Source organism: Streptomyces sp. NPDC015125 (assembly GCF_043080045.1).
Classification (GTDB): domain Bacteria; phylum Actinomycetota; class Actinomycetes; order Streptomycetales; family Streptomycetaceae; genus Streptomyces.
The window spans coordinates 484,377-507,900 of the sequence record NZ_JBIBVF010000001.1 but is presented as its reverse complement, the minus strand read 5'-3'; the positions used below and the strand labels follow the sequence as shown (position 1 = coordinate 507,900).

Sequence of the window (23,524 nt, the reverse complement as noted above, 5' to 3'; positions counted from 1 at the left end):
CTCCCGCGGGCCATACTGGCTCGGTGTCGATGATCAGCAACCTCCGCAAGGCCGTCCGGCTGCCGCAGCCGCGCACCCGGGGGGTCGACCTCAGCCACCCGGCGCGCTCGCCGCTCGGTACCGCCGTCGTGAACTGCGCGGTCTACGTGGACGGCGTGCGGCAGGACGGCGACCATCCGGCCGAGGCGGCGATCCGCCGGGTCCGTGAATCCGGCAGTGGATTCGTGTGGATCGGGCTGCATGAGCCGTCCGAGAAGGAATTCGCCGGAATCGTCGAGTTGTTCGGGCTGCATCCGCTTGCCGTCGAGGACGCGGTCTACGCCCACCAGCGACCCAAGCTGGAGCGCTACGACGATTCGCTGTTCACCGTCTTCAAGACGGTCCGCTATGTCGAGCACGACCGGCTCACCGACACCAGCGAGGTCGTCGAGACCGGCGAGATCATGGTCTTCACCGGCACCGACTTCGTGATCACGGTACGGCACGGCGGGCATGGCTCGCTGGGCCCGCTGCGTGAGCAACTGGAGTCCGTGCCGGAGCAGTTGGCGCTCGGTCCGTCCGCCGTACTGCATGCCGTCGCGGACCTGGTCGTGGACGACTACCTCGATGTCACCGCCGCCGTCTCGATCGATATCGACGACGTCGAGAGCGAGGTCTTCTCCGTGCGCGGCAGCGGCGGGGCCGGCCGGATCTACCAGCTCAAGCGTGAGCTGCTGGAACTCAAGCGCGCGGTGGCTCCTTTGGACCGGCCGATGCAGGAGCTGGCGACCCAGCCGATGGCGCAGGTCGAGCCCCGGATCAAGACGTACTTCCGGGACGTCGCCGACCATCTCGACCGGGTCACCGAGCAGATCACCGCATTCGACGAACTGCTCAATTCCATACTCCAGGCCCATCTCGCCCAGGTCACCGTGGCCCAGAACGAGGACATGCGCCGGATCAGTGCCTGGGTCGCGATCCTGGCGGTGCCGACCATGGTCTGCGGTGTGTACGGCATGAATTTCGACCATATGCCGGAAAAGCACTGGATGTTCGGCTATCCGCTGGTCATGGGGCTGATCGTGACCCTCTGCTGGGTGATCCACCGCGGCTTCAAGCGGAACGGCTGGCTCTGAAGTCCGTCCTCTGGAGCCCGTCCTCTGAAGTCCGTCCTCTGGAGTCTGTTCTCTGGGGGCCGCCCCCTGGAGTCTGCCCCTGAGGTCCGCCCGCTGGGGCCCGCCCCCGGGGATGAAGTAAAGAGAAAGTTAGGTAAGACCATGGCGTGTTAAGGGCATGGTGCCGATGCGCCGGATAGACATGCTCTGACCAGTTCCCCAGTGGGCGGGTGGTGGCGACGCCGGGGCCTTCCGTGCGTCCCCGAGCGCGCCCCCGGACGCCGGACCGCGGTCCCCGCCGGTTCTGTGAGGAGAGCACATTGCGGTACGGACAAGCACTCCGTGACGAGATCGCGGCCGAGGGGACGACGCCACTGATCGGCGTCCACGACATGCACTCGGCCTCGATCGCCGCCGCGCACTACAACGGCTTCTTCGTGTCCGGCTTCGGCTTCGCCGCGTCGTACTACGGGCTTCCGGACATCGGGTTCATCGCCTGGCCCGACATGGTCGCCTTCGTGGAGCGGCTGCGCGGTGCGTTCCCGCGCCACCATCTGCTGGTGGACATCGACGACGGCTACGTCGACCCCGAAGTGGCGTGCCATGTGGTGCAGCGCCTGGAGCGGATCGGCGCGACCGGGGTGATCCTGGAGGACCAGAAGCGGCCGCGCCGTTGCGGCCACGCGGACGGCAAGCTGCTGCTGCCGCTGGAGGAGTACCTGGAGAAGCTGAACCTGGTGCTGGCCAGCCGTACCGATCTGCTCGTCGTGGCCCGTACGGACGCCACGCAGGAGGACGAGATGCTGCGGCGGGCGGCGGCGCTGGCCGGGACCGACGCGGATGTGGTGCTCGTCGACGGGGTGCGCAGTGTCGAGGGGATCCGCCGGATCCGCGCGGTCCTCGGCACCAAGCCGTTGCTGTTCAACCAGATCGCGGGCGGGAAGTCCCCACGGCTCTCGCTGACCGAACTGACCGGGCTCGGCGTCGATGTGGCCATCTACAGCACCCCCTGCCTGTTCGCCGCGCACCGGGCGATGGAGACCGCGATGGCCGAGCTGAAGTACGCGGACGGACGGCTGCCCGCCACCGGGGGCAGCGGCGGCGAGATCGGGGTCAAGGAGGCCACCGAACTGCTGGCCCGGAACATCAGCCGGCACCACCCGGTACGGGAGACCGTCCCGGCATGATCCGTGGGGGCGGGGCGGGGCGGGGCGGGGCGGGGCGGGGCAGGGAGGGGCGTGGCGCCCGGGTGCCCTGCCCCGTCCCGTTCCGCCGTCCCGCCCCACCGTCGGAAGATCCCCGGAGTGCGTCCGGCGCCCACCCCGCACCCCGCTCGTGCCCTTCCACCGAGTTCCACCGAGACCCGCCGGCCTCCCGCTACCGTCCCGCCACCTGCCGTGGCCGGGCCGCGCACCACCCCGCCGCGATCTGCGGCAGCAGCAGCGCCAGCAGCACGGTCAGCGGGACCGTCCAGCTCCCGGAGAGGTCGTGCACGGCGCCCAGCACGGCCGGGCCGGCGGCGGCGAGGACATACCCGAAGCACTGGGCCATGCTGGAGAGTTGGGCGGCGTGCCGGGCGTCCGGCGCACGCTGCACGATGAACAGCAGCGCGAGACTGATCGCCGCGCCCTGCCCCAGGCCGAGCAGCACCATCCAGAGGTAGGTGCCGGAGGCCGGCGCGACCAGCACCCCGAGGAAACCGGCCGCGCACAACAGCGCGCCCGTGGCGGCCAGGACGCCGGCCCGCAGCCGGCGGCCGACGACGACCGGTGCGAGGAACGAGCCGGTGATGCCCAGCAGCGAGGAGAAGGAGAGCATCCACCCGGCGTCGCCCGCGTTCATCCCGGCGTCCGTGAGCATCGTCGGCAGCCAGGCGGCGGCCGCGTAGTAACTCAGCGACTGCAGGCCCATATAGCCGGTCACCTGCCAGGCCAGCGGATCGCGCCACAGACCGCGCACCGGGTGCGCCGCCGCGCGGGCCGCGGCCGCCGGCACCCGTGTACGGGTACGGGTCTGCGGCAGCCAGCAGACCAGTGCGAGGACCGCGAGTGCACCCCAACAGGCCAGTGTGGCACGCCAGTTGAGACCGGCGGCCTGTTGGACGGGCACCGTGACGCCGGCCGCGAGCGCGGCGCCGCCGAACAGCGACATCGAGTACAGACCGGTCATCAGCCCGGCCCTGGCCGGGAAGTCCCGCTTGATCAGGCCGGGCAGCAGCACATTGGCGACGGCGATCCCCGCGCCGATCACCAGTGTTCCGGCGAACAGCGCCACGGTCGAGTCCAGCAGCCGTAGCGCGGTTCCGCCGCAGATCAGCGCCATCGTGCCGAGCAGCGACCGCTCCATGCCGAACCGCCGCCCCAGCCGCGGTGCGACCGGCGCCAGCAGGCCGAAGCAGAGCAGCGGCAGTGCGGTGAGCAGACTCGTGGCGGCGGCCGACATCCCGCTGTCGTCGCGGATGGTGCCGACGAGCGGGGAGACGGCGACCAGGGCCGGACGCAGGTTCAGAGCCAGCAGGACGACGCCGGTGCCGAGGTACAGGGCACGGCGCCCGGCGACGCCGGACGACGCCGGTGCCGGTGCGGTGACCGGGCCCCCGGGCACGCCGGCAACGGGCGTGCCCGGCCTCCCGGAGCTGTCGGGGACGGATGCGACAGATGCGACGGACGCGACGGACGCGACGGATGTGTCCGCCCCGGTTGCCGGGTCTTCGGGTATGCCGGTGGCTGGCCGTGCCTCCACGACTTCCGGTCCTCCTTCGTTACGCACGTGCGTCGTCTCCGGGGTGGGTGGTGGTGCGGACCCGGCCGCGGGGCTCCGCGGGTGGCTCGCGCAGGGCGTTCATCGCCTCCGTGAGGTGCGCCAGCGCGGCCCGCTCGGCGGCCTCGGCGTCCTGCGCCTCGATGGCGTCGACGATGGCGGTGTGCTCGTCGAGCTGATGGCGTACCGCCTCGGGCAGCGACGTACCGAGCACGGCCTGCAGCGTCCCGCGCAGCGCATCGCTGAGGTGCTCGTACAGCTCGGCCAGCACGCTGTTGTGCGCGGCGGCCGCCACCGCGCGGTGAAAGTGCATGTCCGCATCGATGAAGGCGGCCACCTCGCCGCTCTCCCAGGCCCGGCCGCGCTCGGCCAGCGCACTGCGCAGCGCGACGAGATCCTCGTCGGTACGGCGCTCGGCGGCATAGCGCGCGGCATCGCGCTCCAGACTGGCGCGCACCTCGTACGCCTCCAGGCTCTCGGCCCGCTGCAGCCGCCGCTGTACGGCCGCGCCGAAGCCGCTGCCGGCGCGGACATAGGTCCCGTCGCCCTGCCGCGGCTCCAGCATTCCGGTGTGCACCAGCGCGCGCACCGCCTCGCGGACTGTGTTGCGCCCGACGTCGAGTTGCTCCACCAGCACGGGCTCGGCGGGGATCTTCGTGCCGACCCCCCACTCGCCGTCGGCGATCAGCCGCTCCATCTGCTCGATGACCAGATCGACCAGGCTGGTGCGGGCGGTGCTGCGCAGCGGCATCGACGCCGTCCTCCTCCGTCTTCGCAGGAGGCCGGTCTCCCCGGGCTCCTGGGGTTCCTGGGTTCCCGGCTCCCGGGCTCCCGGGCTCCCGGGCTCCCGGGCTCCCGGGCTCCTGAGGGTGCTATTCCACCGGTGATGGGAACATCCCATGTTTCGCGGTGTCAAACGCGCAGGGTTAGCCTGAGGGCGGCGATGATCTCGGGAGAGATATGGACGAGCGAGGCCGGCGGGCGGCGCCCTGGCAGGGGCAGTGGCCGGTGATCGGCGTCGTGGCGGTGGGCGGCGCGATCGGCGCCACGGCCCGTTACGGCGCCGCAGTGCTGTGGCCCACGGCCAGCGGCACCTTCCCCTGGACGACTCTCACCGTCAACGCCGTCGGCTGTGTGCTGATGGGCGTCCTGATGGTGGTGATCACCGAGTTCCGGCCGGCCCACCGGCTGGTGCGCCCCTTCCTCGGCACCGGCATCCTCGGCGGCTTCACCACCTTCTCCACCTACGCCGTCGACATCCAGCGGCTGGTCGCCGCGGGGCGGGCGGCCACGGCCCTGATCACTCTCGTGGGCACCGTGCTCATCACGCTCGCGGCCGTATGGGCCGGGGTGACCGGCACCCGGGTACTTCTCCAACTGAGGCGGCGGACGGCATGACACACGGCACGGCACATCCGGGCGGCACCCCCGCGCTGCGGCTCACGGTCCTCGTCGGCGAAGAGGACGTGTGGCACCACAAACCGCTCTACGCGGAGATCGTGCACCGCGCGCGCGATGCGGGTCTGGCCGGGGCCGCCGTCTTCCGGGGGATCGAGGGCTTCGGCTCCTCCGGCATCGTCCACACCCAGCGCCTGCTGTCCCTGAGCGAGGAACTGCCGGTGGCGATCGTCGTCGTCGACACCAAGGAGCGGGTGCGGGCCTTCCTCCCGCAGTTGGAAGAACTCCTCGCGCACGGCGGGCTGGTGACCCTCGACCCGTGCGAGATGATCTCTTACCGGCGCACGGGCGGTACGGATGGTACGGGCGGTGCGGGTGGTATGGGCGCCGGGGAGGGCCGGCGCGGGTGAACTGGCTGCTGGTGGTGGCCGGGGCCATGGTCGGGGCGCCGCTGCGCTTCCTCACCGACCGTTATGTGCAGTCCCGCCACGATGCGGTCTTCCCCTGGGGCACCTTCACCGTCAACGTCGTCGGCTCCCTGGTCCTCGGCCTGCTGACCGGTGCGGCCTCCGCGGGCGCCGCCTCCTCGCACGTCCAACTGCTGATCGGCACGGGGCTGTGCGGTGCCCTGACGACATACTCGACCTTCTCCTACGAGACGCTCCGGCTGGCCGCCGACCGGGCCCGGGCGAGTGCGGTGGCCAATGTCGCGGTGACCGTGGCGGCCGGACTGGCGGCGGCGTTCGCCGGGGTGGCCGCCGGGCAGGCGATCTGGGGCTGACGCCCCCCCGTGGCCCGCGGGCAGACGAAAGCGGTGGGGCTCCGGGGAGCCCCACCGCACGGGCGGTGCAGGAAATGCGAGGGCTGGTGGGGTACGAGTGCCGGCCGCCAGGTCCCGGCTCTCGACAGCCCCCGGCCGTTCGGATCCGACCCCGTCAGCTCGGTCGAATCCGCCGGTCACCGCCGAACTTCGTCACGTCACAAGGCCGTGGGGTGCGTCAGGAGGCCTTGCCGAAGTGGACGCCCGCCAGGCCGTTGGCCCAGAGCTGGTCCACCTTGGCGCTCTCGTTCGCGTCCGGCTGGGTGCTCTGGCAGGACGGGCCGGGGCCGCCGCCGGACATCAGCTCGCTGCACGGGCCCTCGTAGTGGTCCGGCAGGCCCAGCACATGGCCGGTCTCGTGCGCGGCCACGCGGGTGGAGTTGTACTCCTGGTTCTGCTGGTAGTCCAGGAAGACATAGCCCTTGCCGTGACCGTCGGTGCTGGCGTACGACCCACGCGGGTCGTTGCCCTCGCGGTACTGGAAGTCGCCGCCGCTGCCCGCCTGCAGCTTCACGTTCGAGACGGCGCTGTTCCAGATCGACGCGCTCTGGGATATCTGGTTCGCGAAGGTCGGGGCCGCGCTGGCGTCATAGGTGACGGTCACCGAGGCGGCGTCCGGGTGGGCCTTCATCTTGGCCTTGGCCGACTTCAGTACGGCCTCGAAGAACGCCTTGGTGTCGGCCTTCTCGGCCGCCGAGCCGTTGTAGGCCGCGATCGAAGCGTGGGTGCTGTGGGAGGAGTTGGTGGGGGAGGGGGAAGCTGCCGAAACCGGCGCCGCGGCTGCGAGCGCGGCGACGAGGCCCAGACCGAGCGCCGCCGACAGCGCCGTCTTGGGAGATCTCATGTGGGGGCTCCTTTGACTCCGAGGGCCGTACGGTCGCCGTGTGGGGCGGCGACCGGGGCCCTGCGGACTTCTTGGTGCCGTTGAGTCTGGACGGAGTTCACCCGCAGGACGGAGATGCCAGGTGGCGATAGCACGGGCCAATACCCTGCAAAAAAGAGCGCGTTCCGGCAGGTTTGAGAGTCTGGTGTGACGTATGCCTACGTCGTTATGCTCCGGATGTGGAGCTCGAGGTAAGGCATCTTCGCGCATTGTGCGCCATCGCGGACTCCGGCAGCGTACGCAAGGCGGCCCGGCAGCTCGGCATGACCCAGCCTTCCCTGACGACCCAGCTCCACCGCATCGAGAAAGCCCTGGGTGGCCAGCTCTTCTTCCGTGAACCGACCGGCAGTCGGCCCACGCCACTGGGGCATGCGGTGCTGTGCCGGGCCCGGCCGATAGTGGCCGAAATGCGGGCGCTTATTGACGAGGTTGCCTCGGCCTCGCACCGGGACCAGGGCGCGCGGCTGCACATCGGCAGCACCAACAGCCCCGCGGTCGCCGGGTGGCTGCGCCGGCTCCGGGTGCGGCTGCCGCAGGCCGACACCACGATAAGAACCGACGTGTCCGCCAATGCGCTGCTCCACATGGTCGCGACGGGACAGCTCGACGCCGCCTTCGTCCACGAGGTCGAGGGCGCGCCCCTACGGGTCCCCGACGGTCTGGCCGAGCATGAACTCATCGCCAGGGAACCGCAGTTCATCGCCATGGCGGCCACCCACCCCGCGGCCGGCCGGACGGTCATCCGGGTGTCGGACCTCGCCGACGACCAGTGGATGGTCGACCCGACCGTGGACGGCGAATGGGCGGGACTGCGCCGCATCTGGGCCGCGGCCGGTATCAACCCCCGGGTCGTGCACGGCGACTACCTCACCACGGTGGATCTCGTCACGGCCGGCGAGGTGGTCACCCCCTGCCAGCCGACCGCGCGCTCCCGGCACGGCATGGCGATCCGCCCCCTGTACGGCGACCCGCTGGCCGTCCGCCTCTTCATGGCCTGCCGCCAGGACGGCACCCCCGCCGCCTCCGCCGACGACCTGTTCGCCGACCTGACCGCCTCGTACATGGAGACCGCCTGGGCGAGCGAGGCCTACCGGACCTGGCTGGTGCGGCACAACGGGCCGCTGCCGGTGGGGAGATAGGGCGGCAGACGGCCACGACCGCCTGCTTTCGGCCTGCTCTTGCCCTGCTCTTGCCGTGCTCTCGCCCTGCTGCGACGCCCGCTCTCCGGTACGTCGGCGGTCCCGGTGCCTCACACCCGGCCCCGGCGGCCCGGCCTGTCCACCAACCGTGTGAAAGCCGCGGTCCAGGCCTCCTGGGGCCCGCCGACCCGTGGGGCGATGGCCGAGAGTGGGGGTGCCCGAAAGCCGGCGTGGCCAAGCCCTGGAGACCCCTGTGGATGGCACCTCTTCCCTGGTCCTGCTCCTGCTGTTCCTGTGGTGTCTGTGTTCGCGGCGGATGGAGCGCTTCGAGCTGACCGCTCCCGCCGCTTTCGTCCTGCTGGGTCTGCTGCTGGGCGAGGGCACCGGGGCCCTCGACCTCGCCCTCCCGCACGAGACGGTCAAGGTGCTCGCGGAGATCACCCTGGTCTGGGTGCTCTTCACCGACGCCGCCCGGCTCTCCTTCCGGGCCCTGCGCCCGGAGCTCGGCCTCTACGGACGGCTGCTGGGGATCGGGCTGCCGCTGTGTGTGGCCCTCGGCACGCTGCTGGCGGCCGTCCTGCTCCCCGGTGTTTCCGGGTGGGCCGCACTGTACGTCGGGGCCGCGCTCGCTCCGACGGACGCCGCGCTCGGCGCCACGATGATGGTCAACCCGGTCGTGCCCGCGAAGATCCGCCGGCTCATCAATGTCGAGAGCGGCCTCAACGACGGCATCGTCACGCCCCTGGTGGTGCTCGCCCTGGCCGGTGTGTCCGCGGCCGAGCACACCGCCCCGCCGGATGCCACCGGCCATGCCCTGCTGCAGCTCGCCGTCGGTGCGGCGTACGGCGCGGTGGTCGGCCTGGCCGCCGGGTGGCTGCTGCGGACCACGCTCCGCAACGGTTGGGCGGCCGAGGACTTCGCCGGCGCGGGCGTGCTGGCCCTGGCCCTCCTCGGCTACACCTCCGCCCTGGCGATCGGCGGCAACGGGTTCGTCGCCGCCTTCGTCGCGGGCCTGGCCTTCGGGTCGACGCACGGTGCACCGCAGCGGGTACTCCTGTACGTCGAGCAGTCCGCCGCACTGCTCTCCGTACTGGTCTGGCTGGTTTTCGGCGCCCTCCTGCTGCCGGCGGTGTTCGCCCACTTCACCTGGCAGACCGTGGTCTACGCCGTACTGAGCCTCACGGTGATCCGGATGCTGCCCGTGGCTCTGTCCCTGATCGGGAGCGGACTGGACCTCAAAACGGTCCTGTTCGTGGGCTGGTTCGGCCCCCGCGGACTGGCCTCGATCATCTTCGGCCTGCTGGCGGTCGAGGAGCTCAAGCCCCCCGACACCCGGGCGGTGGTCCCGGTGGTCACCCTCACCGTCCTGCTCAGCGTCCTCGCCCACGGCCTCACCTCCGCACCACTGGCGAACCGCTACGGCAAAGCGACGGCAGCCAAGGACGTCGGCCCGGCCGGCACCACGGCGGACGAGCTGCCGGTCCGGGGGATGGCGGCGGGCGGGCTGCACCACGGCCACGGCCACGGGCGGCGCGGGGGCGGCCCGGCGGTGTCGTGACCGTCGACGGCGTGGTCAAAGTTCCCCGAGCGTGGTCAAAGAAGACCGCACCCGCTCCGTCACGGGTGCCCTGCTGGGCGGCGTGCGGACCGGGTGCGGACAGGTAGGCGACGTGACCGGCGAAACCGCAGGTCAAGCGGCCTGGCCAGGGATCAGGCCTTCTTCGTCTCCCAGAAGATCTTGTCGATCTGGGCGATGTAGTCCAGGGCCTTCTGACCGGTGGCCGGGTCGTTGGAACCCTTGGCCGCGCTGAGGGCCTTGAGGGTGTCGTTGACCAGCTGGTGCAGCTCCGGGTACTTCTCGAAGTGCGGGGGCTTGAAGTAGTCGCTCCACAGCACCGAGACATGGTGCTTGGCCAGCTCGGCGCGCTGCTCCTTGATCAGGACGGCGCGAGTGCGGAAGTCCGCGTCCTCGTTGGCCTGGTACTTCTCCTGGACGGCCTTGACCGACTCGGCCTCGATGCGGGCCTGGGCCGGGTCGTACACGCCGCAGGGCAGGTCGCAGTGGGCGCTGACCTTCACCTTGGGGGCGAACAGGCGCGAAAGCATGTTCAGTCCTTCCTCGTGATCGTCTTCTCAGGTGCGAGATTACTCGGTGCGGGAAGGCTTTTCTTGGTCGGGCCGGGGGTCTTAGGGCAAAAGTCCGGTGCCGGGGTGGGGCTGATGGAGGATGGACCGGTGAGCGGGACGGACCGGGGCTGGACCGGGAGGTAAGGGATGCCGGAGCGGGTGGACGAGCGTGGGCCGGAGCAGGGCGGGGGCGCGGAAGCGGGGCGTGAGCGGGGCGGGCTCCTTCGTGCCTTCGGGCTGGCCGAGGTCTACAACCCGTCGATGGTGCCGACGCTGCAGCCCGGGGACCAGCTGGTGGTGCAGTACGGGGCGGTGGTGCGGCCCGGTGACGTCGTCGTGCTGCGGCACCCGTTCCGGCAGGATCTGCTGATCGTCAAGCGGGCCGTGCGGCGGCGCGAGGGCGGCTGGTGGGTCCAGGGGGACAATCCGTTCGTCGAGAACGACAGCCGGGAATTCGGGGTGGTTCCCGACGAACTGGTCATTGCCCGCGCCTGGGTGCGGGTGCGGCCCCCGCGGGGGATTCAGCGCTCGGTCACCGGGGTGCTCTCCTGGGTGGTGTCGGCGGTCCGGCCGGTGAGGCCCGAGCGCTCGCTCTCCAGGCGCTTGCGGGCGCGGTAGGCGGCGACATTGGCGCGGGTGGCGCAGCGGTCGGAGCAGTAGCGCCGCGAGCGGTTGGTGGAGGTGTCCAGGTAGACGTTGCGGCAGGGCTGCGCCTCGCAGATGCCGAGCCGGTCCACCCCCAGGTCGGTGAGGTGGAAGGCCAGGCCCATGCAGGCGGTCGCGGTGTAGCCCGCGGTGGCGTTGGCCGCGTGGTCGGCGATGTGCATGTGCCAGTCGGGACGGCCTCCCGCACTCTCGGCTCCTCCCCCACTCTCGACTCCGCTCGAGCGGGGGGACCCCCATGAGCGGGAGGTGCCCCCGGCGTCGCGGTTCTTGTGGCCGGAGATCTGCGGGCTGACCGGGAACTCCATCATCAGGGCGTTGAGGAGGTCCACGGCGCGCACCTCGTCGCCGCCGGCGGCGGCCTCGAAGACGGCGCGCAGCCGGGCGCGGACCGTGCGCAGCCGGGTCACGTCGCTGTCGGTCGCGCGCCGGGCGGCCTGCTGGGCGGGGCCGAAGAGGTCGCGTACGGCTTCGACCGTGGTGAGGCTGTCGGTGCCGCGCTCGGGCTGCTCGGTGTTGACCAGTCGCACGGCATAGTCCGAGTAATAGGCCAGTTCCACTTGTAGTCCTTACGGGCGGGAGCTAAGGTGCGGAGTGCTTGCGTGAGGTAATGGGTGTTGTCACTACGAGGGTATTACGGCTTGGAGGGGAAGCGATGACCGAGACCGTTGCCGGCGCCGATTGGCAGGCGTGGCAGAACAGTTGGGACCGCCAGCAGGAGTGGTACCTCCCCGACCGCGAGGAGCGGTTCCGGGTGATGCTGGACATGGTCGAGGCCCTGGTGGGTCCCGAGCCCCGGGTACTGGATCTCGCCTGCGGCACGGGAAGTATCTCCGACCGGCTGCTGAAGCGGTTCCCCGAGGCCGAGAGTGTGGGCGTCGATCTGGATCCCGCGCTGCTGGCCATCGCGGAAGGGTACTTCGCCGGCGAGCGCCGGGTCCGCTTCGTACGGGCCGATCTCAAGGACCCGGCCTGGACGGACCGGCTGCCGCACGACTCGTACGACGCGGTGCTCACCGCCACCGCGCTGCACTGGCTGCACACCGAGGACCTCCGGGGGCTGTACGGGCAGCTCGGCACCCTGGTGCGGGACGGCGGGGTCTTCATGAACGCCGACCACATGCCCGAGGAGGCCACCCCTCGGATCAACGCCGCCGAGCGGGTCTTCCGGCATGCCCGGATGGACGCGGCGAAGGCGGTCGGCGCCGTCGACTGGGCCCAGTGGTGGCAGCTGGCGGCCGCCGACCCGCGGCTGGCCGGGCCGACCGCCGAGCGCTTCGAGATCTACGGCGAGCACGCGGACGGCGACACCCCCTCGGCGGCATGGCACGCGGCCGTGCTGCGCGAATCGGGATTCGCGGAGGCCCGGCCGGTATGGGCCTCGCCCACGGATGCGCTGGTGCTGGGCCTGAAATAGCCGGGCCCGGGAGAGGGCTATGACGGGCCGCCGCGCCGTCGGAGCCGGAGGAAAGACCGCGGCGGGACGCTCTCCCGAGGGAGTGCGTCCCGCCGCGGAACAGGGGTTCCGCCATGGCGGCGGGCCGTCCCCGCGACGGCGTCCGGCGGGTGCCGAACCGGCCGGAGCCACCGCGTCCGCCGCCGCGCTGCTGCCGCGCCTTCGGCTACAGCACCTTCGACAGGAACGACTTCGTCCGCTCGTGCTGCGGGTTGCCGAGCACCTCGCGCGGGTGGCCGGATTCGACCACCACTCCGTCGTCCATGAAGACCAGCGAGTCGCCGACCTCACGGGCGAAGCCCATCTCATGGGTCACGACGATCATCGTCATACCGTCCGCGGCCAGGTCCTTCATGACGTCCAGGACGTCACCGACCAGCTCCGGGTCGAGGGCCGAGGTCGGCTCGTCGAAGAGCATCAGCTTGGGCTCCATCGCCAGCGCACGGGCGATGGCGACGCGCTGCTGCTGGCCGCCGGAGAGCTGCGAGGGGTAGTTCGCGGCCTTGTCGGACAGTCCGACGCGGTCCAGGAGCTTGACCGCCCGCTCCCGGGCGGCGGACTTCGACTCGCCCTTGACCTGGATCGGCGCCTCCATGATGTTCTCCACCGCGGTCATGTGCGGGAAGAGGTTGAAGCGCTGGAAGACCATGCCGATATCGCGGCGGCGGGCGGCGACCTCGCGGTCGCGCAGCTCGTAGAGCTTGCCGTGGTGCTCGCGGTAGCCGACCAGTTCGCCGTCGACGGACAGCCGGCCGGCGTTGACCTTCTCCAGGTGGTTGATGCAGCGCAGGAACGTCGACTTGCCGGAGCCGGACGGGCCGATCAGGCAGAAGACCTCCCGGGGCGCGACCTCCAGGTCGATGCCCTTGAGGATGTGGGCCGCGCCGAAGGACTTGTGGACGCCCTCGGCCTTGACCATCGGGCCGCCGCTCGTGCCGGCGGGCTTGCTCGTCGTGATCTTGCTGGTCATCCCATACCTCCGGGGCGGTTGAAGCCGCCGGACAGCTTCGACTTGGCGCGCTGCAGCGGGGTGAGCGGGAGCTGGCGGCTGGAGCCGCGGGCGTAGTAGCGCTCGAGGTAGTACTGGCCGATGCTCAGCACCGTGGTGGCGATCAGGTACCAGGCGGCGGCGAGGATCAGCATCTCCACCACGACACCGGAGTCCCGTCCGACGTTCTGCGCGGCCTGCAGCAGATCGTAGTACTGGACGGCGATGACCAGGGAGGAGGTCTTGAGCATGTTGATGACCTCGTTGCCGGTCGGCGGCACGATCACCCGCATCGCCTGCGGCACGATGATCCGGCGCAGCGTCTTGGCGTGGCTCATGCCCAGCGCGTGCGCCGCCTCGGTCTGGCCCTCGTCGACGGCGTTGAGGCCGGCCCGGCAGATCTCCGCCATGTACGCCGCCTCGTTGAGCCCGAGGCCCAGCAGCGCGCACAGGAACGGGGTCATGAAGTCCGACCACTCGTCCTTGTAGATCGGCATGATGTCGATGTACTGGAAGACGAGGCCCAGGTTGAACCAGAGGAACAGCTGGACGTAGACCGGCGTACCGCGGAAGAACCAGACGTAGAACCACGCGACCGTCGAGGTGACCGGGTTCTTGGACTGGCGCATCACGGCCAGGATCACACCGCCCACGATGCCGATGATCATCGAGAGCACGGTGATCAGCAGGGTGTTGCGCAGGCCCTTGAGGATGTCCGCGTTGAACATGTACTGGGGGATGGCGTCCCAGTTGACGTTCCCGGCGGCGAAGGCCCGGCCGAGCAGGGCGATCAGTCCGATGACGACGACCGCCGCCACCCAGCGGCCGTAGTGGCGGACCGGGATGGCTTTGATCGGCTCGGGCTGGGGCGGCGGAGCGTCCGCCGGCGGCTGGGCCGACTTGTCGACGTCAACTGACACGGGTGTTGCCTTTCAGCATTCGGCGGGAGGTGCGCGGAGCGGAGGGGTGGGCTTGCGGTGGCTCAGGAGCCGCCATTGAGCTGCACCTTCTTGACCGCGGCATCCTTGACGTCCCACTTGTCCAGGACCTTGGCGTACGAGCCGTTCTTGATCGCGAGTTCCAGCGCGGCCCGGAGCGCGTCACGCAGCTGCTCCTGGCCCTTGGGGACCGCGATGCCGTACGGGGCCGCCTTGAGCGGCGCGCCGCCGACCATCTGGAAATCCTTGCCGTGACCGGAGACCTTCACCGCATACGCCGCGACCGGATAGTCGCTGGAGACGGCGTCCACACCGGCGGTGCGCAGCCGGGTCTGGGCCTCGGAGTCGTTGTCGAAGGCCTCGATCGAGATCGGCTGCTCGCCGTTCTTCTCACAGGCCTTCGACTTGTCCTTGGCCAGGTCGTGCGAGACCGTGCCGCGCTGTACCGCGAGCTTCTTGCCGCACAGCGTCTCCCAGCCGTCGATGCCCTTGGTCTTGCCCTTCTGGGTGTAGAGCGAGACACCGACGTTGAGATAGTCGATGAAGTCGACACCCTGCCCGATCTTCTTGCCGGTGTTGCTGTCGATGCCCTCCTGGCGCTCCTTGGTGTCCGTCATCGCCGACATCGCGATGTCGTAGCGCTTGGACTTCAGGCCGCCCATGAGGGTGTCGAAGGTGGCGTTGTTGAAGTTGAGCTTGATGCCCAGCTCCTTGCTCATCGCCTCCGCGAGATCCGGGTCGATGCCCTCGACCGCGCCGTTGGAGCGGAACTCCACCGGCTTGTACGTGATGTCCGAGCCGACCTGGAGCATGGCCTTTTCCTGGACGTCCTTGGGCAGCTTCTTGAACAGCGGCGCATGGACGTTGCGGTTCTTCTTCGCCTCGCGTTTGGCGATGGCCGCGTCCGTCTGGTCGCCGCAGGCGCTGAGCAGCAGCAGCGAGGCGGCGACCGCGGCCGCCGCGGCCACGGCCGAGCGAGACCTGCCGGCGGCCGTGCGACGGGTGGTGCTTGCGGTCATGCTGATCCTCCTGCGAATGGAGAAGCCGTCGGAGAAGCCGACGTGACAAAGGGCCGGGGGCACACCGTCGAGCGTCGCGACCTCGGTTGGTGACGGAATCCTGCCATCCGGGCTCCGGTATTCGGACTGTCGTCATGGTCAAAATCGGATAACGGACGGAGAACCCGAGGTGACGCCCTTGCGGCACAAGGGAGCCTGCGCCTCCGTGGATGCCGGGACTCCCTGCCCCGTTCCCGGCGGCTCGGGATCCGGACGGACAGGAATGGCTCTTATGAGTTTTTTGTGCATTTCACGGTTATTGTCGGAACTCTGAACTCGAGGGTAAGCAATCTGACTCGTCGGGGCCCGCGCCCGTCGGGTAGAAAGGTTCGTTACACCCCTCATCCGGGGCTCAGGGCGCGTGTGCGGCGCGCCCGGCGTCCGAAACCTCCCCGCGCGCGGCGGTCATCTGCTGTGCAGGGCACGGACGCGGTGCCCGCCCACCCCTCAACCAGGGGGTGGCCACCCTCAACAGAATTTCGATTAAAGGGGTAAGACAAGTGGCAGCGGAGATCGTCAATCCTCGCAGCGACAGCAATACCGGCGCGGGCGCGGGCAGTGCGCCCGGCGACGCCTTCGACCCGGCCTTCGCGCTGCATCGCGGCGGCAAGATGGCCATCCAGGCGACCGTGCCGGTCCGCGACAAGGACGACCTGTCCCTCGCGTACACGCCGGGCGTCGCCAAGGTTTGCAGCGCCATCGCCGAGCAGCCCGAGCTGGTCTACGACTACACCTGGAAGTCCCAGGTCGTCGCCGTGGTCACGGACGGCACCGCGGTGCTGGGCCTGGGCGACATCGGCCCGGAGGCCTCGCTCCCCGTGATGGAGGGCAAGGCCATCCTCTTCAAGCAGTTCGGCGGCGTCGACGCGGTGCCGATCGCGCTCGGCACCACCGACACCGACGAGATCATCGAGACCGTCGTCCGTATGGCCCCGTCCTTCGGCGGTGTCAATCTGGAGGACATCTCGGCGCCGCGGTGCTTCGAGATCGAGCGCCGGCTCCAGGAGCGGCTGGACATTCCGGTCTTCCACGACGACCAGCACGGCACCGCCGTGGTCACGCTGGCCGCGCTGCGCAACGCCGCCAAGCTCACCGACCGCTCGCTCGGCCAGATGCGGGCGGTCATCTCGGGCGCCGGCGCGGCAGGCGTCGCCATCGCCAAGATCCTCATCGAGGCGGGCATCGGGGACGTCGCGGTCTGCGACCGCAAGGGCATCGTCTCCACCGACCGCGGCGACCTCACGGACGTCAAGCGCGATGTGGCCGGCTTCACCAACAAGGGCCGGCTGACCGGTTCGCTGGAGGACGCGCTGGACGGCGCCGATGTCTTCATCGGGGTCTCCGGTGGCACCGTGCCGGAAGAGGCGGTGGCCAAGATGGCGAAGGACTCGCTGATCTTCGCGATGGCCAACCCCACCCCGGAGATCCACCCGGAGGTCGCGCACAAGTACGCGGCCGTGGTGGCCACCGGACGCAGCGACTACCCCAACCAGATCAACAACGTGCTGGCCTTCCCGGGCATCTTCGCCGGTGCCATGCAGGTGCGGGCCACCCGGATCACGGAAGGCATGAAGCTCGCCGCCGCCGAGGCCCTGGCCGCCGTCGTCGCCGATGAGCTCAGCGCCGACCGGGTCATCCCCTCGCCGTTCGACGAGCGGGTCGCACCGGCCGTCACCGCCGCCGTCGCGGCCGCCGCCCGCGCCGAGGGTGTGGCCCGTCGCTGACCGCGCCGCCACCGGTGTCGTACGCCAACGGGCCGGGCCCGCACCCCACACAGGTGCGGGCCCGGCCCGTTGTGGTGGCGGGACATGGGTGACGCGCGCGGGTGCCGCGGCGCAGCATGGGCGGCACGGCACGGCAGGGGTGGCGCGGCGCGTGTCACACCCCTGCGCGGTACCGCAGCGCCCGGCCGCGGCCTACGTTGGGATCATGTTTGCCGCCTATGCCGCCCGCATCGACCGTGACCAGCCGCTGAACGGCCTCGAATTGGGGGAGCGCCCGGCCCCTGACGTACGCCCCGGCTGGACGACCGTCCACGTCAAGGCCGCCTCCCTCAACCACCACGACCTCTGGTCGCTGCGCGGGGTGGGGATCACCGAGGACAGCCTGCCGATGATCCTCGGCTGTGACGCCGCCGGAGTGGACGCGGACGGCAACGAGGTCGTCCTGCACTCCGTCATCGGGCAGACCGGCCACGGAGTCGGCGCCAAGGAGAAGCCCTCCATCCTCACCGAGCGCTACCAGGGCACCTTCGCGGAGCAGGTCACCGTCCCCTCCTGGAACGTGCTGCCCAAGCCGAAGGAGCTGTCCTTCGAGGAGGCGGCCTGTCTGCCGACCGCCTGGCTGACCGCGTACCGGATGCTGTTCACCAACGCGGGCGTACGGCCCGGGGACAGCGTCCTGGTGCAGGGCGCCGGCGGTGGCGTCGCGACCGCCGCCATCGTGCTGGGCGCCGCCGCGGGACTGCGGGTCTTCGCCACCAGCCGGGACGAGGGCAAGCGCAAGCGCGCGCTGGAGCTGGGCGCCGAGGCGGTGTTCGCGACCGGCGAGCGGCTGCCGCAGCGGGTGGACGCGGTGATCGAGACGGTCGGCGCGGCCACCTGGTCGCACTCCGTCAAGTCGCTGCGCCCCGGCGGCACTCTGGTCATCTCGGGCGCCACCAGCGGCTTCACCCCGAAGAGCGGGGAGCTCAACCGGATCTTCTTCCTGGAGCTGAAGATCGTCGGCTCCACGATGGGCAGCAAGGAGGAGCTGGCATCGCTGCTCAGCTTCTGTGCGGCCAAGGGCATCCGGCCCGTCATCGATTCGACGCTGCCGCTGGACCGGGCGCGTGAGGGGTTCACGAAGATGGCGGAGGGCGAGCTGTTCGGCAAGATCGTGCTGACGGTGTGACGCCTGGCGCGAGGTCCCCTCGGTGCCTGGTGTGAAGTCCCTTCGGTGCGTGGCGTGAAGTCCCTTCGGCGAGGAGGCCAGGAGTGCGGATTCTGCGGGCGGAGGGGCGCGCCGCCGTGCCGTGGAGCAACGGCGGCGGGGTGACCCGGGAGGTCGCCGTCCGGCCGCCGGGCGCCGGCTGGGACACCTTCGCCTGGCGCGTCAGCCTGGCGGACGTCACCCGGGACGGGCCGTACTCGCCGCTGCCCGGGGTCCGGCGGATCCTCACCGTCGTCGACGGCGCCGGGCTGGAGCTGACGGTGGACGGCACCGCGCAGCTCCTCCCGGAGCGCTACCGCCCGTTCGCCTTCCCCGGCGGTGCCGCCACCGGCTCCCGGCTGCTGGACGGCCGCCCCGTCGTCAACCTCAATGTGATGCTCCGGGAGGGGCGGGCGGCGGCGACGGTGGAGATGGCGCGGGGGAGCCGGATGGTGTGGCCGGCAGGCGACGGCGCCGCCGACCGTGACCCCGACGAGGTCATGGTGGTGGCGGTCGAGGGGCACTCCCGGCTCGGGGTGCCCGGCACATCTCTCGGGGCACCCGGCACACCTCCCGGGGCGCCCGACACCTATGAGGCGCAGTTGGAGAGGTTCGACGCGGCGCTGCTGACGGCGCCGGACGCGGCGGCCGCGGCGTTGTGGACGGACGGCATCGCGGCGGTGATCGCCCTGTCCGCGACCGCCCCTGCCCGCTCTTAGCGCGTTCGTCCGCCTACGGGCCCTGGGGCCTCTGTCCGTCATCGGTGCTTCCGATCCCTGGCCGGGGGGCTGCCCGTCGTCGGCGCCTCCGCCCGTCCCGGGCCTCCGTCCGTCCCGGGCCTCCGTCCGTCCCGGGCCTCCGTCCGTCCCGGGCCTCCGTCCGTCCCGGGCCTCCGTCCGTCCCGGGCCTCCGTCCGTCCATGGAGGCGGCCCGGTGGCCCGGCACCCCGACATCGGCCCGGCATCCCGACGCCCGGCATCCCGACGTCGACCCGGCATCCCGACGCCCGGCATCCCGACGTCGACCCGGCATCCCGACGCCCGGCATCCCGACGTCGGCCCGGCATCCCCGCGTGCGTGTCAATGATGGTTGACACTCGCTGCGTGTCAACGTAGATTGACAGCCATGACCGATGCAACGGATCTTGCCGAGCGGGCCGGTGACCGGGACCCCCGGGTCGGGCTCCGCGCCGTGGCCGCGCTCCGCCGGCTGCTGGAGCAGCTCGAAGCCGTGCAGGTGCGCAGCGCCCGCGCGAAGGGCTGGTCGTGGCAGGAGATCGCGGCGGAGTTGGGTGTCAGCAGGCAGGCAGTGCACAAGAAGCACGGGAGGCGCTGATGTTCGAGAAGTTCACGGCCGACGCACGCGCGGTGGTACGCGGCGCTGCGGAACAGGCGGACCGTACGCGCAGCGGCACGGTCGGCGAACCGGAGCTGCTGCTCGCGCTGTTGGAGCGTACGGACTCGCCGGCCGCCGGGGTGCTCGCGGCGCTCGGTGTCCACGAGCGGCGGGAGTCGGTGGCGGATGCCCTCGCGGCGGTGCGCCGGCGCGGCGGGGTGTCCCCTGCCGATGCGGCGGCGCTGGCCGGGCTCGGGATCGATATCGACGTGGTCGTGGCGCGGGTGGAACAGGCACACGGGGCGGGGGCGCTGGCCGCCGACGGACGGGCCGGGCGCCGGAAGCGGACGCGCCGGCTGTTCACGGCGGAGGCGAAGTCCGTGCTGGAGCGTGCCCTGCGGATCGCCGTCGGCCGCGGTGAGCGGTACCTCGGTGACGAGCATCTGCTGATGGCGCTGGCCGCCAGGCCCGGACCGGCCGCGGCGGTGCTCGCCGATCACGGGGTGACCTACGGCGATGTGCTGCGGGCGCTGGACGAGGACCGGGGCCGGCGCGCGAGTTGAGGAGGTCCGGGGGCGGGCCCGTAGGCGAGGGCGCGCCCCCGGGCTGCCCGGCGGGCAGGGCACGTCGCTCCGGCTGGCACGATCCCTACGGGTGGCACGCGCCCTACGGCTGGCACGCGCCCTATGGATAGCCGACCTTCACCGTCCCGATGCCCAGCGTGCTGTGCCGGGGCAGGTATCCGGCCTCGAACACCGCGCCCAGCACGGGGTGGAGCAGCTGCGCCAGCCGTTCGGCACGCGAGTGGCCCAGCGCCCGCCACGGGCCGGCCGCCAGCCGGTCCGTGGTCCGCTCGATCGCCTCGCGCTCCTTGCGGGCGCGCTCGGTCGCGGTGCCGTCCGGAGCGATCCAGCCACGGGCGGCGAGGCGGTGCCGGGCATCGCTCCACTCCTGTGCGCTCCAGCCGCGCCCCACGAAGTCGGCGGCCGGTGCGGCGCCGATCGCGGCGAATGACACCAGGGCCTCACAGGGGTCGAGTTCGCAGGTCAGCAGGGCCGCCAGATGGCCGTCGCCGCGGTGTTCACGCAGTACCGTCGCGGCCTGCCAGAGCACCAGATGCGGTGCGTCCGGCCACGGCAGATCGCGGTTGGCGGCGGCCAGCGGGCGGGCGGCCGGGCCGGCGTTCTCCGCGGCCTGGCGGGCGAGCCGGGCCGCCTCGGCGAGCTGCGCGGCGCTCAGCCGGCCGTCGGTCAGGGCCGTCAGCGCACGGTCCATGGCCAGCAGTCGCGCGTCCAGCACCTTGGCCGGGGCCGCGACGGTCCAGATCCGCGGGAGGTGCCGGGCGATCATCCGCGGGCTGAAGGTGTAGTACGTCGCGGCCACCAGTTCGGGCCCGGCGGCGCCCAGCGGAGCCGTGCGCCAGGCGAAATAGCTGGGCCAGCGGGAGGACACGTCATGGCCGAGGTCGGCGGCGACCTGGCGGGCCTCGGGGGCGAAGTACAGCGTGGCGTGCAGTGGCTCCAGCAGGTGCCACATCCGGCGGGCGACCGAAAGGTATTCCGACATCGCTTTACCTCATGGCCTTCACGATGCGTGCGCAGACAGGGGGCGTGGCCGTGGTCGGGAACACGGCCACCGGTCCGCGGAATCGGGCAGCTGGGGCTCCCTGGGGCCCGGCGCCGGACGGAAAGCCGTGCGAAGTAGTGAGTTCCCCGATTACGCGGCGTGAATCCAGAGCGCAGATGGCAACTGTGCGTAGCCGAGGCCTGGTTGGGTGGTTCGGATCCGGCCGCCGTGGCCCTCGCGGCCGGGCGGTGGCGGCACGTCCCGCGTACTCCGGATATTCGATCGAGCCCGGGCGGCCCCGTGCGTAGGTGACCCGGCCGACGGCCGACGGCCCACGGGGGTGATGTGCCCGTTGAGAGGAAGCAGCAGATGCCGCCGCTGCCGTGTCCGTGGGCGGGCGCAAGGTCGTGGACCTGTGGGGCGGTAGCGTCGATGACCGGACCGGGCGGGAGTGGCAGGAGGGCGCCGTCCTCCCCGTCATGTCCGTCGCCAAGGCGGTCGTCAGCATCCTGGCTCATCTGCTCGCGCAGGAGGGGCAGTTGGATTTCGATGCCCCGGTCGCCGCCTACTGGCCGGAGTTCGCCCGCCACGGTAAGGAGGGGATCACCACTCGGATGGTGCTCGCCCACACCGCGGGAATCCCGCTCGCCGAGCGGCAGTTGACGTTCGAGGAGCTGACCGCCTGGACACCGGTGATCCGGGCCCTGGAGGAGCAGCAGCCGCTCCGGGAACCCGGTACCGCGTTCGAGTGCCACGCCCATGCCTTCGGCTTCGTCGTCGGCGAGGTGATCCGGCGCCTCACCGGTCGCACGCCCGGCCGCTTCTTCCGGGCGGTCATCGGCGAACCCCTGGGCCTGCGCCCCTGGATCGGTATGCCGCAGGAAGGGGTTCCGCGGCTGGCCCGCCTCGTCGAGGCGGAGGGACGGGGCGCCGCGGGGGTGTGTCGGAGCCCCGGAGGCCGCAGGCGGGGCGAGTGAAGGGTCGTGAGGGGGCCGGGTGAACGGCCACGGGGGCTGAGCGAACGTCGGCGGTGGGGCGGGCGCGCATCGGCTGCGCGCCCGCCCCGGCCGCTCGGTCGTCCCGGCGGTGAGGGGCCCGTGTCGGTTGTCCCGGTCCGTGGGGGGCCCGTCTCGGTCGGTCCCGGTCCGTGGGGCCCGTCCGGGTCCGTGAAGGGCCCGTCCCGGTCCGTGAAGGGGCCCGTCTCAGTCGTCCCGGTCGGTGAAGGAGTCGTACTGCTCCGGATGACGCAGTAGCGCGCCGATATGGGCGGCGGCCGTCGACAGCCGGCGGCGGGACTCCTTCAGCTGTCCGGCCGTGACGCCGTGATCGCGCGCCGCGTCCCGCAGATCGTCGCGGAAGCGGTCCAGCAGCCGGTCGAAGTCCCGGGCGGGGTGCTCGCCGGCCGGTTCCTGTGCCCACTCCGGGGTCGGCGGAGCCCCGGCCGCCGGGCCCTCCCCGGGCTCCTCCTCGGCCAGGTCGACGCGTTCGACCGTCACCCGGGTCCCGCTGTCCGCGCCGCCCCGCCCGCCGCCGTGCGGCTGGTCGTCCCGCCCGGCCCCGTGCGGCTCGTCGCCCCGTCCGGTGCCCGACTGGCCGCCGGTGAAGCGCCCCACCTCGCGGGAGACCTCGGACAGCGCCTCGCGCACCGCCCCCGACCAGTCGCCGGACCGCATCGCCCCCTGGGCCTGCTCCTGTACGCGCCTGATGACCTGCTGGACCTCCTCGCGTGCGAACACCTGGGCGTCCCTGGCCTGCTTACGGGCCCGCTGGGCGTCCTGCTTGGCGCGCCGGCTCTCCTCCTTGGCCCGTCGGGCCTGCTCCTTCCACTCCTCCTTGGCGCGCCGGAACTCCTCCGTCGCCTGCCGCCAGGACTCCTTGTCGCCGAATGCGGCGTCGAAGTAGTCGGAGGCCTCCGGGAAGGGCCGTCCGGACGCGTCCTGCGGGGCGTCCGCCGCCCCGCCGCCGTTGCGTCCGGCTTTCCCTGACCCTCCCGCGTCCTTGCGGGCCTGCTGGGCGGCCTCCCGGATCTCGCGGCGCAGATCCCGTGCCGAACCGCTCACGTCCTCCCGGATGTCGGAGGCCAGGGCGGCCACCGACTCCCGGATCTCCAGTTCGAGTTCGGCCAACTCGCCGCCACGGTCGGCGAGTTCGGCTCGTCCGGCATCGGTGATCGAGTAGACCTTGCGGCCGCCCTCGGTCGCATGCGTCACCAGGCCCTCGGCCTCCAGCTTGGCCAGCCGGGGGTAGACCGTGCCGGCGGAGGGGGCGTAGAGGCCCTGGAAGCGTTCCTCCAGGAGGCGGATGATCTCGTAGCCGTGCCGCGGCGCCTCGTCGAGCAGTTTGAGGAGGTACAGGCGCAGGCGGCCATGGGCGAAGACGGGGGGCATGC

General features: G+C 71.4%; 25 protein-coding genes. 15 read left to right on the top strand and 10 right to left on the bottom strand.

What is annotated here, in order from left to right; all coding sequences use genetic code 11:
* The first annotated feature begins 29 nt into the window (after positions 1–29).
* Both ACF088_RS02155 and ACF088_RS02150 read left to right on the top strand, forming a co-directional pair.
* The gene (locus ACF088_RS02155; protein ID WP_392373969.1) at positions 30–1,115 is read left to right on the top strand and encodes a magnesium and cobalt transport protein CorA; all 1,086 of its coding nucleotides are present in this window, start codon (positions 30–32) and stop codon (positions 1,113–1,115) included.
* Positions 1,116–1,414: 299 nt separating this feature from the next.
* On the top strand, positions 1,415–2,281 hold the full coding sequence (locus ACF088_RS02150) for an oxaloacetate decarboxylase (RefSeq protein ID WP_392373458.1): 867 nt from the start codon (positions 1,415–1,417) through the stop codon (positions 2,279–2,281).
* A gap of 190 nt (positions 2,282–2,471) precedes the next feature.
* Here ACF088_RS02150 and ACF088_RS02145 read toward each other — a convergent pair whose 3' ends face one another.
* Together ACF088_RS02145 and ACF088_RS02140 are read right to left on the bottom strand one after the other, a co-directional pair.
* Positions 2,472–3,698 (bottom strand): CynX/NimT family MFS transporter, encoded by a 1,227-nt coding sequence (locus tag ACF088_RS02145; protein WP_392373457.1) that lies wholly within the window; start codon positions 3,696–3,698, stop codon positions 2,472–2,474.
* Positions 3,699–3,855: 157 nt separating this feature from the next.
* Positions 3,856–4,605, bottom strand: coding sequence for a FadR/GntR family transcriptional regulator (locus tag ACF088_RS02140; protein ID WP_392373456.1), 750 nt, complete (start codon positions 4,603–4,605; stop codon positions 3,856–3,858).
* 209 nt (positions 4,606–4,814) lie between these two features.
* On the opposite strand from ACF088_RS02140, the gene crcB (ACF088_RS02135) reads away from it, so the two are divergent.
* From crcB (ACF088_RS02135) to crcB (ACF088_RS02125), 3 genes are read left to right on the top strand one after another with little or no spacing between them, the layout of a single operon-like run.
* Positions 4,815–5,252, top strand: a complete 438-nt coding sequence (gene crcB / locus ACF088_RS02135; RefSeq protein ID WP_392373455.1) for a fluoride efflux transporter CrcB — start codon at positions 4,815–4,817, stop codon at positions 5,250–5,252.
* Positions 5,249–5,662, top strand: a complete 414-nt coding sequence (locus ACF088_RS02130) for a DUF190 domain-containing protein (RefSeq protein ID WP_392373454.1) — start codon at positions 5,249–5,251, stop codon at positions 5,660–5,662. Before crcB (ACF088_RS02135) ends, ACF088_RS02130 begins: the two co-directional genes overlap by 4 nt.
* Positions 5,659–6,033 (top strand): fluoride efflux transporter CrcB, encoded by a 375-nt coding sequence (gene crcB / locus ACF088_RS02125; RefSeq protein ID WP_392373453.1) that lies wholly within the window; start codon positions 5,659–5,661, stop codon positions 6,031–6,033. Before ACF088_RS02130 ends, crcB (ACF088_RS02125) begins: the two co-directional genes overlap by 4 nt.
* A gap of 217 nt (positions 6,034–6,250) precedes the next feature.
* Here the strand turns inward: crcB (ACF088_RS02125) and snpA are convergent, their stop codons facing one another.
* Positions 6,251–6,916 (bottom strand): snapalysin, encoded by a 666-nt coding sequence (snpA, locus tag ACF088_RS02120; protein WP_392373452.1) that lies wholly within the window; start codon positions 6,914–6,916, stop codon positions 6,251–6,253.
* 218 nt (positions 6,917–7,134) lie between these two features.
* Between snpA and ACF088_RS02115 the strand changes: the two genes are divergently transcribed.
* Together ACF088_RS02115 and ACF088_RS02110 are read left to right on the top strand one after the other, a co-directional pair.
* The gene (locus ACF088_RS02115; RefSeq protein WP_392373451.1) at positions 7,135–8,094 is read left to right on the top strand and encodes a LysR substrate-binding domain-containing protein; all 960 of its coding nucleotides are present in this window, start codon (positions 7,135–7,137) and stop codon (positions 8,092–8,094) included.
* A 253-nt stretch (positions 8,095–8,347) separates the two neighbouring features.
* Positions 8,348–9,652: a cation:proton antiporter gene (locus ACF088_RS02110; RefSeq protein WP_392373450.1), complete on the top strand. Its 1,305-nt coding sequence runs from the start codon at positions 8,348–8,350 to the stop codon at positions 9,650–9,652.
* A gap of 152 nt (positions 9,653–9,804) precedes the next feature.
* Here the strand turns inward: ACF088_RS02110 and sodN are convergent, their stop codons facing one another.
* Entirely contained in the window at positions 9,805–10,200 is a 396-nt protein-coding gene (gene sodN / locus ACF088_RS02105) for a superoxide dismutase, Ni (RefSeq protein ID WP_030085982.1), read from the bottom strand.
* Positions 10,201–10,368: 168 nt separating this feature from the next.
* On the opposite strand from sodN, the gene sodX reads away from it, so the two are divergent.
* A complete protein-coding gene (sodX, locus tag ACF088_RS02100; RefSeq protein ID WP_392373449.1) occupies positions 10,369–10,839 on the top strand; it encodes a nickel-type superoxide dismutase maturation protease in 471 nt (156 codons plus the stop codon).
* On the opposite strand, the gene ACF088_RS02095 is transcribed toward sodX, so the two are convergent.
* Positions 10,743–11,444 carry a CGNR zinc finger domain-containing protein gene (locus tag ACF088_RS02095; protein ID WP_392373448.1) on the bottom strand — a complete coding sequence of 234 codons (702 nt, stop codon included), beginning with the start codon at positions 11,442–11,444 and terminating at the stop codon, positions 10,743–10,745. The two genes, sodX and ACF088_RS02095, sit on opposite strands and share 97 nt — an antisense overlap.
* 95 nt (positions 11,445–11,539) lie before the next feature.
* On the opposite strand from ACF088_RS02095, the gene ACF088_RS02090 reads away from it, so the two are divergent.
* Positions 11,540–12,301: a class I SAM-dependent methyltransferase gene (locus ACF088_RS02090; RefSeq protein WP_392373447.1), complete on the top strand. Its 762-nt coding sequence runs from the start codon at positions 11,540–11,542 to the stop codon at positions 12,299–12,301.
* Positions 12,302–12,506: 205 nt separating this feature from the next.
* On the opposite strand, the gene ACF088_RS02085 is transcribed toward ACF088_RS02090, so the two are convergent.
* The 3 genes from ACF088_RS02085 to ACF088_RS02075 form a co-directional block, all read right to left on the bottom strand.
* A complete protein-coding gene (locus ACF088_RS02085) occupies positions 12,507–13,259 on the bottom strand; it encodes an amino acid ABC transporter ATP-binding protein (RefSeq protein WP_392373968.1) in 753 nt (250 codons plus the stop codon).
* Between the two features lie 47 nt (positions 13,260–13,306).
* The gene (locus ACF088_RS02080; RefSeq protein WP_392373446.1) at positions 13,307–14,248 is read right to left on the bottom strand and encodes an amino acid ABC transporter permease; all 942 of its coding nucleotides are present in this window, start codon (positions 14,246–14,248) and stop codon (positions 13,307–13,309) included.
* A gap of 62 nt (positions 14,249–14,310) precedes the next feature.
* Entirely contained in the window at positions 14,311–15,285 is a 975-nt protein-coding gene (locus tag ACF088_RS02075; RefSeq protein WP_392373445.1) for an ABC transporter substrate-binding protein, read from the bottom strand.
* A gap of 539 nt (positions 15,286–15,824) precedes the next feature.
* Here ACF088_RS02075 and ACF088_RS02070 point away from each other — a divergent pair.
* The 5 genes from ACF088_RS02070 (at position 15,825) to ACF088_RS02050 (ending at position 20,132) form a co-directional block, all read left to right on the top strand.
* Positions 15,825–17,048 carry an NADP-dependent malic enzyme gene (locus ACF088_RS02070; protein ID WP_392373444.1) on the top strand — a complete coding sequence of 408 codons (1,224 nt, stop codon included), beginning with the start codon at positions 15,825–15,827 and terminating at the stop codon, positions 17,046–17,048.
* 205 nt (positions 17,049–17,253) lie between these two features.
* Positions 17,254–18,216, top strand: coding sequence for a zinc-binding dehydrogenase (locus tag ACF088_RS02065; protein ID WP_392373443.1), 963 nt, complete (start codon positions 17,254–17,256; stop codon positions 18,214–18,216).
* A gap of 83 nt (positions 18,217–18,299) precedes the next feature.
* Positions 18,300–18,953, top strand: a complete 654-nt coding sequence (locus ACF088_RS02060) for a HutD family protein (RefSeq protein ID WP_392373442.1) — start codon at positions 18,300–18,302, stop codon at positions 18,951–18,953.
* A gap of 406 nt (positions 18,954–19,359) precedes the next feature.
* The gene (locus ACF088_RS02055) at positions 19,360–19,569 is read left to right on the top strand and encodes a helix-turn-helix domain-containing protein (protein ID WP_093491771.1); all 210 of its coding nucleotides are present in this window, start codon (positions 19,360–19,362) and stop codon (positions 19,567–19,569) included.
* Entirely contained in the window at positions 19,569–20,132 is a 564-nt protein-coding gene (locus ACF088_RS02050) for a Clp protease N-terminal domain-containing protein (protein WP_392373441.1), read from the top strand. The genes ACF088_RS02055 and ACF088_RS02050 overlap by 1 nt, the downstream gene beginning before the upstream one ends.
* Positions 20,133–20,253: 121 nt before the next feature.
* Here the strand turns inward: ACF088_RS02050 and ACF088_RS02045 are convergent, their stop codons facing one another.
* Positions 20,254–21,135 carry a hypothetical protein gene (locus ACF088_RS02045; protein ID WP_392373440.1) on the bottom strand — a complete coding sequence of 294 codons (882 nt, stop codon included), beginning with the start codon at positions 21,133–21,135 and terminating at the stop codon, positions 20,254–20,256.
* Positions 21,136–21,518: 383 nt separating this feature from the next.
* Here ACF088_RS02045 and ACF088_RS02040 point away from each other — a divergent pair, with 383 nt between their 5' ends.
* On the top strand, positions 21,519–22,112 hold the full coding sequence (locus ACF088_RS02040) for a serine hydrolase domain-containing protein (protein ID WP_392373439.1): 594 nt from the start codon (positions 21,519–21,521) through the stop codon (positions 22,110–22,112).
* Between the two features lie 225 nt (positions 22,113–22,337).
* On the opposite strand, the gene ACF088_RS02035 is transcribed toward ACF088_RS02040, so the two are convergent.
* On the bottom strand, positions 22,338–23,522 hold the full coding sequence (locus ACF088_RS02035; protein ID WP_392373438.1) for a helix-turn-helix transcriptional regulator: 1,185 nt from the start codon (positions 23,520–23,522) through the stop codon (positions 22,338–22,340).
* Positions 23,523–23,524 lie beyond the last annotated feature (2 nt).

Bases quoted from the DNA above. Each gene is read 5' to 3' on its own strand.
- ACF088_RS02090 (WP_392373447.1), top strand. From the start codon at position 11,540: ATGACCGAGACCGTTGCCGGCGCCGATTGGCAGGCGTGGCAGAACAGT.
- ACF088_RS02075 (WP_392373445.1), bottom strand. From the start codon at position 15,285: ATGACCGCAAGCACCACCCGTCGCACGGCCGCCGGCAGGTCTCGCTCG.
- crcB (WP_392373455.1), top strand. From the start codon at position 4,815: ATGGACGAGCGAGGCCGGCGGGCGGCGCCCTGGCAGGGGCAGTGGCCG.
- ACF088_RS02050 (WP_392373441.1), top strand. From the start codon at position 19,569: ATGTTCGAGAAGTTCACGGCCGACGCACGCGCGGTGGTACGCGGCGCT.
- ACF088_RS02055 (WP_093491771.1), top strand. From the start codon at position 19,360: ATGACCGATGCAACGGATCTTGCCGAGCGGGCCGGTGACCGGGACCCC.
- sodN (WP_030085982.1), bottom strand. From the start codon at position 10,200: ATGCTTTCGCGCCTGTTCGCCCCCAAGGTGAAGGTCAGCGCCCACTGC.
- ACF088_RS02130 (WP_392373454.1), top strand. From the start codon at position 5,249: ATGACACACGGCACGGCACATCCGGGCGGCACCCCCGCGCTGCGGCTC.
- ACF088_RS02065 (WP_392373443.1), top strand. From the start codon at position 17,254: ATGTTTGCCGCCTATGCCGCCCGCATCGACCGTGACCAGCCGCTGAAC.
- sodX (WP_392373449.1), top strand. From the start codon at position 10,369: ATGCCGGAGCGGGTGGACGAGCGTGGGCCGGAGCAGGGCGGGGGCGCG.
- snpA (WP_392373452.1), bottom strand. From the start codon at position 6,916: ATGAGATCTCCCAAGACGGCGCTGTCGGCGGCGCTCGGTCTGGGCCTC.
- ACF088_RS02045 (WP_392373440.1), bottom strand. From the start codon at position 21,135: ATGTCGGAATACCTTTCGGTCGCCCGCCGGATGTGGCACCTGCTGGAG.
- ACF088_RS02035 (WP_392373438.1), bottom strand. From the start codon at position 23,522: ATGCCCCCCGTCTTCGCCCATGGCCGCCTGCGCCTGTACCTCCTCAAA.
- ACF088_RS02085 (WP_392373968.1), bottom strand. From the start codon at position 13,259: ATGGTCAAGGCCGAGGGCGTCCACAAGTCCTTCGGCGCGGCCCACATC.
- ACF088_RS02140 (WP_392373456.1), bottom strand. From the start codon at position 4,605: ATGCCGCTGCGCAGCACCGCCCGCACCAGCCTGGTCGATCTGGTCATC.
- ACF088_RS02155 (WP_392373969.1), top strand. From the start codon at position 30: ATGATCAGCAACCTCCGCAAGGCCGTCCGGCTGCCGCAGCCGCGCACC.